Source organism: Erwinia artemisiae (genome assembly GCF_051400835.1).
GTDB lineage: Bacteria > Pseudomonadota > Gammaproteobacteria > Enterobacterales > Enterobacteriaceae > Erwinia > Erwinia aeris.
This window is the reverse complement of record NZ_JBLFFM010000013.1, coordinates 1-13,112: the sequence shown is the minus strand read 5'-3', so window position 1 is coordinate 13,112 and position 13,112 is coordinate 1. Positions and strand designations below refer to the sequence as shown.

General features: G+C 57.0%; 17 protein-coding genes. 9 read left to right on the top strand and 8 right to left on the bottom strand.

The genetic code is table 11. The annotated features are described in order from the left end of the window. Positions 1 to 12: 12 nt before the first annotated feature. The 5 genes from ACMGEE_RS20280 (at position 13) to ACMGEE_RS20260 (ending at position 4,534) form a co-directional block, all read left to right on the top strand. Positions 13 to 198: a YegP family protein gene (locus ACMGEE_RS20280; RefSeq protein WP_125290526.1), complete on the top strand. Its 186-nt coding sequence runs from the start codon at positions 13 to 15 to the stop codon at positions 196 to 198. An 80-nt stretch (positions 199 to 278) separates the two neighbouring features. Then, the gene (locus ACMGEE_RS20275; protein ID WP_253455372.1) at positions 279 to 2,417 is read left to right on the top strand and encodes a lysine decarboxylase LdcC; all 2,139 of its coding nucleotides are present in this window, start codon (positions 279 to 281) and stop codon (positions 2,415 to 2,417) included. 74 nt (positions 2,418 to 2,491) lie between these two features. Then, positions 2,492 to 2,878, top strand: a complete 387-nt coding sequence (locus ACMGEE_RS20270; RefSeq protein WP_125290528.1) for a VOC family protein — start codon at positions 2,492 to 2,494, stop codon at positions 2,876 to 2,878. A gap of 49 nt (positions 2,879 to 2,927) precedes the next feature. Next, complete coding sequence (gene tilS, locus ACMGEE_RS20265; protein WP_253455371.1) at positions 2,928 to 4,229, top strand: tRNA lysidine(34) synthetase TilS; 1,302 nt, start codon at positions 2,928 to 2,930, stop codon at positions 4,227 to 4,229. Next, a complete protein-coding gene (locus ACMGEE_RS20260; RefSeq protein WP_436830545.1) occupies positions 4,226 to 4,534 on the top strand; it encodes a c-type cytochrome in 309 nt (102 codons plus the stop codon). The genes tilS and ACMGEE_RS20260 overlap by 4 nt, the downstream gene beginning before the upstream one ends. Positions 4,535 to 4,570: 36 nt before the next feature. Here the strand turns inward: ACMGEE_RS20260 and rof are convergent, their stop codons facing one another. Both rof and ACMGEE_RS20250 read right to left on the bottom strand, forming a co-directional pair. Then, positions 4,571 to 4,831 carry a Rho-binding antiterminator gene (gene rof / locus ACMGEE_RS20255; RefSeq protein ID WP_301289610.1) on the bottom strand — a complete coding sequence of 87 codons (261 nt, stop codon included), beginning with the start codon at positions 4,829 to 4,831 and terminating at the stop codon, positions 4,571 to 4,573. Further along, complete coding sequence (locus ACMGEE_RS20250; RefSeq protein ID WP_125290532.1) at positions 4,818 to 5,018, bottom strand: YaeP family protein; 201 nt, start codon at positions 5,016 to 5,018, stop codon at positions 4,818 to 4,820. The genes rof and ACMGEE_RS20250 overlap by 14 nt, the downstream gene beginning before the upstream one ends. A gap of 129 nt (positions 5,019 to 5,147) precedes the next feature. On the opposite strand from ACMGEE_RS20250, the gene ACMGEE_RS20245 reads away from it, so the two are divergent. The 3 genes from ACMGEE_RS20245 to ACMGEE_RS20235 are packed head-to-tail and all read left to right on the top strand — an operon-like array spanning position 5,148 to position 6,544. Further along, the gene (locus ACMGEE_RS20245; RefSeq protein WP_253455369.1) at positions 5,148 to 5,699 is read left to right on the top strand and encodes a YaeQ family protein; all 552 of its coding nucleotides are present in this window, start codon (positions 5,148 to 5,150) and stop codon (positions 5,697 to 5,699) included. Beyond that, a complete protein-coding gene (gene arfB / locus ACMGEE_RS20240) occupies positions 5,696 to 6,118 on the top strand; it encodes an alternative ribosome rescue aminoacyl-tRNA hydrolase ArfB (protein ID WP_253455368.1) in 423 nt (140 codons plus the stop codon). The genes ACMGEE_RS20245 and arfB overlap by 4 nt, the downstream gene beginning before the upstream one ends. 21 nt (positions 6,119 to 6,139) lie before the next feature. Next, positions 6,140 to 6,544, top strand: coding sequence for a copper resistance protein NlpE N-terminal domain-containing protein (locus ACMGEE_RS20235; RefSeq protein ID WP_301252447.1), 405 nt, complete (start codon positions 6,140 to 6,142; stop codon positions 6,542 to 6,544). A gap of 31 nt (positions 6,545 to 6,575) precedes the next feature. Here ACMGEE_RS20235 and proS read toward each other — a convergent pair whose 3' ends face one another. The 6 genes from proS to metN form a co-directional block, all read right to left on the bottom strand. After that, positions 6,576 to 8,294, bottom strand: a complete 1,719-nt coding sequence (gene proS / locus ACMGEE_RS20230; RefSeq protein ID WP_301252448.1) for a proline--tRNA ligase — start codon at positions 8,292 to 8,294, stop codon at positions 6,576 to 6,578. 106 nt (positions 8,295 to 8,400) lie between these two features. Beyond that, positions 8,401 to 9,105, bottom strand: coding sequence for a tRNA (N6-threonylcarbamoyladenosine(37)-N6)-methyltransferase TrmO (gene tsaA, locus ACMGEE_RS20225; protein WP_301252449.1), 705 nt, complete (start codon positions 9,103 to 9,105; stop codon positions 8,401 to 8,403). Further along, the gene (rcsF, locus tag ACMGEE_RS20220; protein ID WP_253455364.1) at positions 9,102 to 9,506 is read right to left on the bottom strand and encodes an envelope stress sensor lipoprotein RcsF; all 405 of its coding nucleotides are present in this window, start codon (positions 9,504 to 9,506) and stop codon (positions 9,102 to 9,104) included. Before rcsF ends, tsaA begins: the two co-directional genes overlap by 4 nt. A gap of 151 nt (positions 9,507 to 9,657) precedes the next feature. Further along, positions 9,658 to 10,470 (bottom strand): MetQ/NlpA family lipoprotein, encoded by an 813-nt coding sequence (locus ACMGEE_RS20215; protein WP_253455363.1) that lies wholly within the window; start codon positions 10,468 to 10,470, stop codon positions 9,658 to 9,660. Positions 10,471 to 10,500: 30 nt separating this feature from the next. Further along, a complete protein-coding gene (locus tag ACMGEE_RS20210) occupies positions 10,501 to 11,154 on the bottom strand; it encodes a methionine ABC transporter permease MetI (protein WP_125290540.1) in 654 nt (217 codons plus the stop codon). Continuing rightward, positions 11,147 to 12,178 (bottom strand): methionine ABC transporter ATP-binding protein MetN, encoded by a 1,032-nt coding sequence (metN, locus tag ACMGEE_RS20205; protein ID WP_253455361.1) that lies wholly within the window; start codon positions 12,176 to 12,178, stop codon positions 11,147 to 11,149. The genes ACMGEE_RS20210 and metN overlap by 8 nt, the downstream gene beginning before the upstream one ends. 180 nt (positions 12,179 to 12,358) lie before the next feature. Here metN and gmhB point away from each other — a divergent pair, with 180 nt between their 5' ends. Further along, positions 12,359 to 12,919 (top strand): D-glycero-beta-D-manno-heptose 1,7-bisphosphate 7-phosphatase, encoded by a 561-nt coding sequence (gene gmhB / locus ACMGEE_RS20200; RefSeq protein WP_253455360.1) that lies wholly within the window; start codon positions 12,359 to 12,361, stop codon positions 12,917 to 12,919. The last annotated feature ends 193 nt before the right edge of the window (positions 12,920 to 13,112 follow it).

The following is a 13,112-nucleotide window of genomic DNA, read 5'->3' as shown; positions in this document are numbered from 1 at the left end:
CAGGAGGGAAATATGGGTCACTACGAAGTAAGAAAATCAGACAAGCAGACGGATCAGCCCTGGTATTTTGTGCTGGTCGCCAACAATCATGAAATTATCGCCACCAGCGAGATGTACGCCAGCAAGCAGGGCGCGCTGAACGGCATTAAGTCCGTACGGGCCAATGCGCCTTCCGAAGAGGTGCGCGACAGGAGCTAACCCCGGCGGAGGCGATTTTTCTGCCTCCGCTGTTCAACTTCGCTATGCTTACCCCTTGCCGTTATTGTAAGGAGTCCGCATTGAATATTATCGCGATTATGGGACCGCACCACGCGTTCTATAAGGATGAACCCATCCGCGAACTGGATGGCGCGCTGGCCGCCCAGGGTTTTCAAACTATTTATCCTAAAGACGCTGGCGATCTGCTCAAGCTGATTGAACACAATCCGCGTATCTGCGGCGTAATTTTCGACTGGGACGAGCACGGCTTCGATCTGTGCAGCGAAATAAATCAGCTGAATGAATATCTGCCGCTGTACGCGTTTATTAATACGCACTCGACGATGGACGTCAGCGTTAATCAGATGCGCATGGCCATCTGGTTTTTTGAATATGGTCTGGGCGCGGCGGAAGATATCGGGCAGCGTATCCGCCAGTACACCAATGAATATATCGATACCATTACACCACCGCTGACGAAGGCCCTGTTCACCTATGTGAAAGAAGGGAAATATACCTTCTGCACGCCGGGCCATATGGCGGGCACCGCGTTTCAGAAAAGCCCGGTCGGCAGTTTGTTTTACGATTTCTTCGGCGGCAACGCGTTAAAAGCGGACGTGTCGATTTCGGTCACGGAGCTGGGCTCGCTGCTTGACCACACCGGCCCGCATCTGGAGGCGGAAGAGTATGTCGCCCGCACCTTCGGCGCCGAGCAAAGCTATATGGTGACCAACGGCACCTCGACCTCCAACAAAATCGTCGGCATGTACGCCGCACCGTCGGGCAGCACGGTGTTGATCGATCGCAACTGCCATAAATCCTTAACGCACCTGCTGATGATGAGCGATATCGTACCCATCTGGCTGAAGCCAACGCGCAACGCGCTGGGCATTCTTGGCGGCATCCCTAAGCGGGAGTTTACCCGCGAGAGCATAGCGCAAAAGGTGGAGCAGACCGAACGCGCCAGCTGGCCGGTGCACGCGGTTATCACTAATTCCACCTATGACGGGCTGCTCTACAGCACCCGCTACATCAAAGAGACGCTGGACGTGCCGTCGATCCACTTTGATTCCGCCTGGGTGCCGTACACCAATTTCCATCCTATCTATAACGGGCTGAGCGGCATGAGCGGCGACCGCACGCCGGGTAAGATCATCTACGAAACCCAGTCCACCCATAAGCTGCTGGCCGCTTTTTCGCAGGCCTCGCTGATCCATATTAAAGGGGAGTACGACGAACAAACCTTTAATGAAGCCTATATGATGCACACCACCACCTCGCCGAACTATCCCATCGTGGCGTCGATAGAAACGGCGGCGGCGATGCTGCGCGGCAATCCGGGCAAGCGGCTGATTAATCGCTCCGTAGAGCGCGCGCTGCATTTCCGGCGCGAAGTTCAGCGGCTGCGAGAAGAATCCGAAGGCTGGTTCTTCGATATCTGGCAGCCGGAAGGCGTCGACGAGCCGCAGTGCTGGCCGATCCAGCCGGGCGAGGAAGACTGGCACGGCTTTAACGATGCCGATGCCGATCATATGTACCTCGATCCTATTAAGGTAACGATCCTGACGCCGGGCATGAGCGAGCAGGGCGTGATGGCGGATGAAGGGATCCCGGCGGCGCTGGTGGCGAAATACCTCGACGAGCGCGGCGTGGTGGTGGAAAAAACCGGGCCTTACAATCTGCTGTTCCTGTTCAGCATCGGCATTGATAAAACCAAGGCGATGAGCGTGCTGCGCGGCCTGACCGAGTTCAAGCGCGCTTACGACCTTAATCTGCGGGTCAGAAACATGCTGCCGGATCTTTATGCGCAGGCGCCGGAGTTTTATCGCAATATGCGCATTCAGACGCTGGCCCAGGGCATTCATAATCTGATCCGCGATCACGATTTGCCAAGGCTGATGCTTCAGGCCTTCGATAAGCTGCCGGAAATGAAGCTGACGCCGCACCAGATGTTCCAGCAGCAGGTGAAAGGCAATGTGGAAACGGTAGACCTCAGCAAATTAGTCGGGCGAGTATCGGCCAATATGATCCTGCCTTATCCGCCGGGCGTGCCGGTGGTGATGCCGGGCGAGATGATCACCGAAGAGAGCCGCGCGGTGCTCGACTTCCTGCTGATGCTCTGCACCATCGGTCGTCACTATCCCGGTTTCGAAACCGATATTCATGGCGCCACCCTGACCGACGAAGGGCAGTATCTGGTTCGCGTGCTGAAAGCGTAGTTCCGGAATTGTGCCATTGTCCTGTGCTTCCGGTCTGCGTAAGGTAGCCGGAAGCTTTTATTCAGGAGAAAGACATGTTTATCAGGAAAGTGCACCATATCGCTATTATCGCCAGCCATTATGAAACCAGTAAGGCTTTCTATTGCGACGTGCTGGGTTTTACGCTGATGGGTGAAGTGTATCGGGAAGCGCGGGATTCCTGGAAAGGCGATCTGGCGCTGAACGGCGAGTACGCTATTGAACTGTTTTCGTTTCCTTTTCCGCCTGCGCGGCCGGACGGCCCGGAAGCCTGCGGCCTGCGCCATCTGGCGTTCAGCGTGGAGGATATCGAGGCGGCAAAGCAGCATCTTGAAGAGAAGGGCGTCAGCTGCGAGGCGATCCGCGTCGATCCGCTGACCGACAAGCGCTATACCTTCTTTAAAGATCCGGACGGTTTGCCGCTGGAGCTGTATCAGGCGTAAAATAGCGCCTGGCCGCTGTCGGCCGGGCCTTTTTGCTTCAGGGATTTGCATGTCACTGTCCGATCTTCAACACCATCTTGCCGGACAACGGCAGCTGCTGGTGGCCTTCAGCGGCGGCCTGGATTCCAGCGTGCTGCTGCACCAGCTGGTCTGCCTGCGTCAGCAGCACGCCCTCACTTTACGCGCCATTCATATTCATCACGGCCTTAATCCGCTGGCGGAAAGCTGGGCGACGCACTGTCGGCAGCAGTGCGCGCGCTGGCAGGTGGCGCTGGAAGTGGTGTATGTGCAGGTCGACGGGCGGGAAAAAGGCATAGAGGCGGCTGCCCGCGAGGCGCGCTATCAGGCGTTTCGTCAGCACCTTCAGCCCGGCGAATGTCTGTTGACCGCGCAGCATCTGGACGATCAGTGCGAAACGCTGCTGCTGGCGCTGAAAAGAGGCAGCGGGCCGGCCGGGCTGGCCGCTATGCCCGTCAGCGTCAGACTTGATTCGCATCTGCACCTGCGGCCGCTGTTGACGCAGACGCGAGCGCAGCTGGAGCAGTGGGCGGCAGAACATCAGCTGAGCTGGGTTGAGGACGACAGCAATCAGGATACGCGCTACGACCGTAATTTCCTGCGTCAGGTTATTCTGCCCGAACTGAGCGCGCGCTGGCCTCATTTTGCCCGCGCGGCGGCGCGCAGCGCGGCCCTGTGCGGCGAGCAGGAACAGCTGCTGGATGAGCTGCTGGCTGAATCGCTCCGTTCGCTAATGGATGAAAAGGGCGCGCTGGCGATAGCGCCGCTGGCCGCGATGAGCGACAGCCGACGCGCCGCGCTGCTGCGACGCTGGATAGCGCAGCATCAGGGGCTGATGCCTTCGCGGGATGCGCTGGCGCGTATCTGGCAGGAAGTGGCCTGTAGCCGTGAAGATGCGGAGCCGCGCCTGCTGTTGGGCAATGTTGAAATCCGGCGCTTTCGCGGCCGCCTGTACTGGCTGCCGGTCGCCGTATCTGTCCGTGATGAGGTGCTTGCCTGGCCTTTGACGTCTTTATCGCTGGCGCTGCCGGCTAAAATGGGCAGGCTGGTACGCGGTGACACAGGCACAAAAGTGCGGGTGCCGCAGGCTGACGAGGCGGTCAGCGTGCGCTTCCAGGCGCAGGGGAAAATACATATTGTCGGACGCGCGGGCAGCCGGCCGATAAAAAAAATCTGGCAGGAGCTTGGTGTGGCCCCGTGGCTGCGCGAGCGTACGCCGCTGCTGTTTTATGGCAATCAGCTGATTGCCGCCGTGGGCGTCTTTGTTACCCGTGAAGGCGATCCGAAAGAGCAACCCGGCTGGCAAATCAGCTGGCAACAGGATGAGCAATGAAAAAAGTAATCGCGTCGGCGCTGCTGCTGGCGATCAGTTTCTCCGCGCTGGCGGGCAACGCGCAGAGCGGCCAGCAAAAAGCCGCCAGCTGTCAGGGCTGTCACGGCGCCGCAGGCAAAGCCGCCGTGTCGCTGTATCCCAATCTGGCGGGCCAGAATGCAGACTATCTCGATCACTCGCTCCACGCCTATCAAAAAGGCGAGCGCAGCGGCGGCCAGGCAGAGGTGATGAAAGCTTTCGTAGCGGGACTGAGCGATGAGGATATGGCGGATCTGGCGGCTTACTATGCGGGCCTGAAGCCCTGACAACGGAGGGCGGAATAGCTTCCGCCCGATTGGGGGTTAGTCAGACTCGCTGACCACGACGGTACCCAGTTCAGGGTGGCTGAAACTGGCGATATGATCCAGACGCAGCTCGCGGATCTCGCCTGAGAGATCGACGACCAGGTATTCCACCTTCTTGCGCAACAGCATATCTATGGCCTTTGCCTTCAACTGCTCGCCGTCCTTCAGCGCCAGCGCCAGCGTCAGCTGTTTCTGGCAGGCAAGTTCCAGATTGTCGTAATCATCGCAGTTGATCGGTTGGTATTCATTCGTCAACATAATCGCTCACCAATAAGTTAGCAGCAGCAAAAGCTGCCTGTTCCCTGATTGAAGAGTGTAGCTCAGGATTTGCGGCTACCTCATTCAGTGCTTTTAAAACGCAAGCTATCGCGTCCGGCACGTATCCCAGATCGCCGCTGCCGATTTCAGCATATTTACGACGAACTAATTCACAATACTTTTGCACATGCACCTCAAGAATTTTCTTTGGCGACCTGACGACTATAACACAGGATTTCACGGGAAATCAGCCAGGCGGAGCGTGATTTGCTGCCCGCACGGGTTACAATGCCCGACAACGACTATAAGGAATACCATGGCACTTAAAGCGACAATTTATAAAGCCACCGTCAACGTGGCCGATATGGACAAAAACGTGTTTCTGGACAGCGTGCTGACGCTGGCCCGACATCCTTCCGAAACGGAAGAAAGGCTGATGCTGCGTCTGCTGGCATGGCTGGTTAACGCGCATGAAAGGCTGACCTTTACGCGCGGCCTGAGCGCGGAAGACGAGCCGGAAATCTGGCTGATGAACGATCACAACGGCATTGAGGTCTGGATAGAGCTGGGGCTGCCGGACGAGCGGCGGTTAAAAAAAGCGTGCAATCGCGCAGCCCGCGTATACTTGTATACTTATAACGCCCGCGCCGCGCAGATTTGGTGGCTGCAAAACCAGAATAAGCTTCAGCAGGCGAACCTGACCGTGCGTTTCCTGGATGATGAGCAGCTGAAGGCGCTGACGCAGCTTGCCTCACGCTCCATGACGCTCCAGGCGACCATTCAGGACGGCACCATCTGGCTTTCCGACGAGCAGCAGCATCTGGAACTGCGCTTTACCGACTGGCTGCTCGACGGTAAACCGGCATGATCGTCCTGTCACGCCACGCGACCATTCCCGATAGCGAGCTGGAATTAACCGCTATCCGAGCGCAGGGGAACGGCGGTCAGAACGTGAATAAAAGCTCTACGGCGATCCATTTACGGTTTGATATTCGCGCCTCCAGCCTGCCGGAGTTTTATAAAGAGCGGCTGCTGTCGGCCAGTCACCATCTGATTACGCCGGAAGGGATAGTGATTATCAAGGCGCAGGAGTATCGCAGCCAGGAGATGAATCGTGAAGCGGCGCTGAAAAGGCTGGAAAACCTGATCCAGGAGCTGACGGTAGTCGAAAAAACAAGGCGGGCCACGCGGCCCACGCTGGCGTCTAAAAAGCGGCGGCTGGAGGGCAAGGCGCGCAAAGCCACCACCAAATCGCTGCGCGGCAAGATGCGACGCGTGCCTGACTGATCGTATGACAGAGGAGGGAAAGTGAAAAAGGTTCTGATTGTTCTGGTGATATCGCTGTTCTTTGGCCCGCTGATGGGCTGTCAGAACTACGATGCGGCGGCAACGGTGCAGCCGCGCGAGGCACAGGTGCAGAACTATCGCGGCGTTATTCCCTGCGCCGACTGTGGAGGCATCCAGGTCACGCTCTCTTTAGAGCAGGGCGGGCGCTACCGTTTGCAGGAGCGCTATCTGACCGACGAACACGTTGAAAATCAGCAGCAGGGCCACTGGTCGCGCACGGCGGAAAAACTGGTGCTGGTATCGGATCAGGGAGAGAAGCGCTATTTTCGGCCGCGCGACAGCGGGCTGGAGATGACGGACGCGAGCGGCGAAGCGCTATCGACCACGCTGAACTATCGGCTGGCGCCGGTAGAAACGGGCAGCTGAAGCGGCGGACAGAACGCCCGCCGCCTGATGACTACTTGTTGATTTCGGCCAGCAGGAAATCCAGGATTTCGCCTGTTTTAATCATCTGCTTCTCGCCCGCGCGGCGGGATTTGTACTCCACTTCCTCGCTGTCGAGATTACGGTCGCCGATCACCACGGTATGCGGCACGCCAATCAGCTCCATATCGGCAAACATCACGCCAGGACGCTCTTTGCGATCGTCAAGGATCACGTCGATGCCTTTAGCGCGCAGCTGAGCGTACAGCTCTTCCGCCAGCTCCTTCACGCGGAAGGATTTGTGCATATTCATCGGCAGAATAGCCACCTGGAACGGCGCCAGCGCCGCAGGCCAGATAATGCCGCGCTCGTCATGGTTTTGCTCGATAGCGGCAGCCACGATACGCGTGATGCCGATGCCGTAACAGCCCATGGTCAGCACCTGATTGCGGCCGTCTTCGCCCTGCACGGAGGCTTTCATCGCTTCGGAATACTTGGTGCCGAGCTGGAAGATATGACCAACTTCGATGCCGCGCTTGATCAGCAGCGTGCCTTTTCCATCCGGGCTGGCGTCGCCTTCCACCACGTTGCGCAGATCGGCCACGCGCGGCAGCGGCAGATCGCGCTGCCAGTTGATGCCGGTCAGGTGCTTGCCGTCCTGGTTCGCACCGGCGCAGAAATCGCTCATCATCGCGACGGTGCGGTCAACCACGATTGGCAGCGTCAGGCCGACCGGGCCAAGGGAGCCAGGGCCTGCGCCCGTTGCCGCGCGAATCTCCTCTTCGCTTGCAAAGGTCAGCGGCGCGGCGACGATATCAATTTTTTCGGCTTTGATTTCGTTAAGCTCATGGTCGCCGCGCACAATCAGCGCAACCAGCGAATGGCCGCTCTCTTTGGTTGCCTGTACCAGCAGCGTCTTCACGGTCTTCTCAATCGGCAGCTTATGCTGTTCAACCAGCGCCGCGATGGTTTTCGCGTTCGGCGTGTCGATTTCCACCATTGGCTGGGTGGCGTCTGCACGGCTGCCGGCTGGCGCAACGGCCTCGGCCAGTTCGATATTCGCCGCGTAGTCGGAGCCGGTAGAGAACACGATATCGTCTTCGCCGCTCTCGGCCAGCACCTGGAACTCATGCGAGGCGCTGCCGCCGATGGAGCCGGTATCGGCCTGCACGGCGCGGAAATCCAGGCCCATGCGCGCAAAGCTCTGGCTGTAAGCGCGATACATATCATCGTAGGTCGCCTGCAGCGATTCCTGCGAAGTATGGAACGAATAGGCATCTTTCATGATGAACTCGCGCGAGCGCATTACGCCAAAGCGAGGGCGTACCTCATCGCGGAACTTGGTCTGGATCTGGAAAAGATTCAGCGGTAGCTGCTTATAAGAGCTCAGCTCGTTGCGGATCAGATCGGTGATCACTTCCTCGTGCGTCGGGCCAAGTACAAAAGGGCGGTCGCCGCGATCGACCAGGCGCAGCAGCTCCGGTCCGTACTGCTCCCAGCGTCCGCTTTCCTGCCACAGATCGGCGGGCTGCACGACCGGCATAGAGATTTCGATAGCACCGGCGTTGTTCATCTCTTCACGCACGATGTTTTCGACTTTTTTCAGAACGCGCAGGCCGGTTGGCAGCCAGGTATACAGCCCGGAAGCCAGTTTGCGGATCATTCCGGCGCGCAGCATCAGCTGGTGGCTGATCACTTCAGCGTCGGCAGGCGTCTCCTTCTGGGTGGAGAGCAGATATTGAGTAGTACGCATGAGTTACGATTCCAGTTAAGCAGAAAGCTACATTAAGCCAGGCTAAATAATTGCTGGCGGCTAGTGTACCAGCGTGGTCAGAGACTCAAAAGAGACAGAAGATAAATTAACGACGCTCTACGGCGGTCACCAGCGTGCCGGAGGCGTCGACGCGCCAGCGCACGTTGAAATCCAGCAGCCAGGCGGCGTATTCCCGTTCCGGCTCTTCGCCTTTGCGGTAGGCCGGACGCGGATCCTGGGCCAGCACTTCGGCGATAAAACGTTGCAGATGCGGATAGCGCGCGCCGTGCTGCGCAATCTGCTGGACGGCCTGCGGCGAAAACGCTACCGGCATAGAGGCTTCCGGCGCCTCCTGCGCGAAACCCGCGCGCGCGGCAGGGATCGACTCGGCGAAAGGCAGGTAGGGCTTGATATCCACTATCGGCGTGCCGTCAACCAGATCCAGACTGCCCAGTTCCAGCACCACTTCGCCTTTTCCCGTCCGGATGCCCTTCAGCTCTACCAGCGACATGCCGATCGGGTTGGGACGAAAGGTGGATCGGGTGGCGAAGACGCCCATGCGCGCATTGCCGCCCAGCCGGGGAGGGCGAACGGTGGGTCGCCAGCCGCCTGCCATCGTCTGGTGAAACACAAACAGCAGCCACAGATGGCTGAACGCTTCCAGCCCGCGCACCGCTTCCGGCTGATTATAGGGCGACAGCAGCCGCAGCTCGCCGCCGCCGTCCTGGATCAGGCCTGGCTGACGCGGAACCGCGAACTTCTCTTTCCACGGCGAATGGATAGTGCCAATTGGCTGGAAGGTAAAACTCATTGGCCGCTGACTTTCAGGGCCGAACCCTGGCACACCGCCTGGCGGTAGCAGCCCTGGGAATTGGTGACGATTTCACACTTGTGCAGCAGCACCGCATTGGCTTTCATCGCGGAGGCGCGGATCTGCATTCTTTTACGGGCGGTGGCGATAGCCGGCGGCGAGCTTTGTCTGCTGCTCTGGCAATCTTCGCCATAGACTTCGCCCAGATCGCGGAAAGGCTTGCTGACCAGATCGCTGGCGTCGCTGTAAAGTTTTACCGGTGCGGGACGCGGCGCGGGTTTGCTCCTGACTGGCTCAGTTTGTGCAGGCTGCTTAAAAGGCTCTACGGGCTTATAAGGCTTATGCAGCAATGAACACCCTGTCAGCGAAAGGGCTAACAAACAGAGCGGTACAACACGCATGGGAACATCCTCATTGTCGGTAAAAGAGGCGTTATTGAAGCAAGCCCGGCGGCAAATAACAAGCGCGCATAAATGAACAAAGCGGGCTATTGCCCGCTTTGCTGAGGTGACGGCCAGGTGACCGCCAGAATAGTGTGGTACTGAAAGGAAATTACCAGCCTTTCACCGCGCCGCCGTTGAAAATCTTATTAGCCGCTTCGCTGACTTCGTCGGACTGATAGGCTTCAACGAATTTCTTCACGTTTTCAGCATCTTTGTTATCTTCACGCGCCACGATCAGGTTCACGTAAGGAGAATCTTTATCCTCAACGAAGATGCCGTCTTTGGCCGGCGTCAGGTTGATCTGGCTGGCATAGGTAGTGTTGATCACCGCCAGCGCAATTTGCTGATCGTCCAGTGAACGTGGCAGCTGCGGCGCTTCCAGCTCAACCAGCTTAATGTTTTTCGGGTTTTCTACCACGTCCAGCACGGTCGGCAGCAGGCCGATGCCGTCTTTCAGCTTAATCAGACCTACTTTCTGCAGCAGCAGCAGTGAGCGGCCAAGATTAGTGGGATCGTTCGGAATGGCAACCTGCGCGCCATTCTGCAGCTCGTCCAGCGACTTGATCTTTTTCGAGTAGCCCGCAATTGGATAAACGAAGGTGCTGCCAACAGGCACCAGCTTATAGTTGCGATCTTTGATCTGCTGATCCAGATAAGGCTTGTGCTGGAAAGCATTAACGTCGATATCGCCCTTGCTCAACGCTTCGTTCGGCAGGACATAATCATTAAAGGTGACCAGCTCTACATCCAGACCATATTTATCTTTGGCGACCTTTTTGGCGACTTCGGCAACCTGCTGCTCGGAACCTACAATCACGCCGACCTTAATATGGTTAGGATCCTTCTCTTTCTGATCGCACCCGACCAGCGCCAGCGAACCAATCAGCGCACCCACAGCGGCAATCGTTTTAAAATTAAACATATCCTTTCCTTAATCTGTAAGAAGCGTTATTTACTTGTGGGTGACAGCACGAACAATGCGGTCGCCACAGAACTGAATCAAATAAACCAGAACCACTAACAGCACCAATACGGTATTCATCACGGTGGCGTTGTAGCCGATATAACCATACTGAATACCGATTTGTCCCAGACCGCCCGCGCCGACGGCGCCGCCCATGGCCGAATAGCCGACCAGGGTAATAAGCGTAATGGTCGCCGCATTAATCAGGCCGGGAAGGGCTTCCGGCAGCAGCACTTTTTTCACGATCTGCAACGGCGTCGCGCCCATCGCCCGCGAGGCCTCAATCAGGCCATGCGGCAGCTCCAGCAGCGTGTTCTCTACCATGCGCGCGATAAAAGGCGCGGCGCCGATGGTTAACGGTACGATAGCCGCCTGTAAGCCAATCGAGGTGCCGACGATCATGCGGGTAAACGGGATCATCCAGACCAGCAGGATAATAAAAGGAATGGCGCGGAAAATATTCACCAGCGCGGATAAAAAGCGATACAGCCCGCGGTTTTCGATAATCTGGCCCGGACGCGTTACGTACAGCAGCACGCCAAGCGGCAGGCCGAGCACGAAGCCAAAGAAACCGGAAACAAAAGTCATGACCAGCGTTTCCCATACGCCACGGCAGAGCAGCAGAATCATTGCCTCAGACATAACCTAATACCTCTACCTTTACATGGTGTTCCTGCAGAAAAGCGATTGCTGTCTGCGTATCAGCCGCTGCGCCGTGCATTTCCGTCAGCATAATGCCGAACTTAACGCCGCCCGCGTAATCCATCTGCGCGCTGATAATATTGTTGTTAACGTTAAAACGGCGGGCTGCTTCCGACAGCAGCGGAGCATCTACGGACTTGCCGGTAAATTCCAGACGTAATAAAGGGACGCTTTCCGGTTTCGCCGTTGCCGACAGCCGCGCGGCATAATCCTCCGGAATATCCAGATGCAGCGTGGACTGAATAAACTGCTGTGCCAGCGGCGTCTTGGGATGAGAAAAGACTTCGCTGACCGTGTCCTGTTCAATCAGCTTGCCGTTGCTGATCACGGCGACGCGATCGCAGATGCGTTTCACCACGTCCATTTCATGGGTGATTAGCAGGATAGTGATCCCCAGGCGACGGTTGATATCTTTCAGCAGCTCCAGAATCGCTCTGGTCGTCGCCGGATCGAGGGCGCTGGTGGCTTCGTCGCACAGCAGCACTTTAGGATTGGTGGCCAGCGCGCGGGCGATAGCGACGCGCTGCTTTTGTCCGCCGGAAAGATTGGCAGGCCAGGCGTCCTTTTTATCCGCCAGACCAACCAGTTCCAGCAGCTCGTTAACCCGCGAGTCGATCTCGCTGCGGGAAAGCTTGCCCAGCTCCAGCGGCAGCGCGACATTGCCCGCAACGGTACGGGAGTTCAGCAGGTTAAAGTGCTGGAAGATCATACCGATTTGGCGGCGCGCCTGGGTCAGCTGGCTTTCTGAAAAGGCGGTTAAATCCTGGCTATCCACTAACACGGTGCCTGAGGTAGGACGCTCAAGCAGATTCACGCAGCGGATAAGCGTGCTTTTCCCGGCGCCGGACGAGCCGATTACGCCATAAATTTGTCCGGCGGGCACTTCCAGGCTGACATCCGTCAGCGCGGTAATAGTGCGGGTGCCCTGTCGGAACACTTTGCTGATATTTTGAAGTTTTATCATTTTATTATCGTAATAGAGTGGGCCGTGGCAAATATTCGTCTGCACTTTCCTGCAGAGAGCTGCGAGTGGATGGTAAGGCATCCAGACGTCTGAATCAATCAATGCGCGCTTAAGGGGCATTCTCTCTGCGGATACAAACGTGCGATACTCTGTCTTAACATTAGTAGCAGGAGTTTCCACGTGACGAACAAAGTCCCCGCAATATTTCTCGACCGTGACGGTACCATGAATATCGATCGCGGCTATGTCCATGAGATCGACAACTTTCAGTTTATCGACGGTGTTATCGAAGCGATGCAGGAACTGAAAAAAATGGGTTTCGCGCTGGTGGTGGTCACCAACCAATCTGGTATCGCTCGCGGCCTCTTTACGGAAGATACCTTTATGCAGTTAACGGAGTGGATGGACTGGTCGCTGGCCGATCGCGAAGTCGACCTGGACGGCATCTATTATTGTCCTCACCATCCGGAAGGCGTAGTGGAAGAGTATCGTCAGGAATGCGACTGCCGTAAGCCGCAGCCGGGCATGCTGCTCTCTGCCCAAAAAGAGCTGAATATCGATATGGCGGCTTCTTATATAGTAGGCGACAAAATTGATGACCTGCTGGCAGGTAAAGCGGCAGGTGTAGGCACAAAGGTATTAGTGCGCAGCGGCAAGCCGGTAACGGAAGAGGGCGAAAATGCAGCAGATTGGGTGATAGATAGCCTTGCTGACCTGCCTTCGCGCATCAAAAAGCGCTAAAAAGCAGCGTTGCGAGCAAAAATAGAGCGAACGATAAAAAAGTTCATTTTTACGCTTGCCTTTCCGCGGCGCCTCCCTATAATGCGCAACCACTGAGACGGCACAACGGCTTACAGGCCAGCGGCTCAGGAGGTTCAGGAAGCTGAATCGCCGGAGAAAAACTTCTGAAAAAGAGGTTGACTCTGAAGGAGGA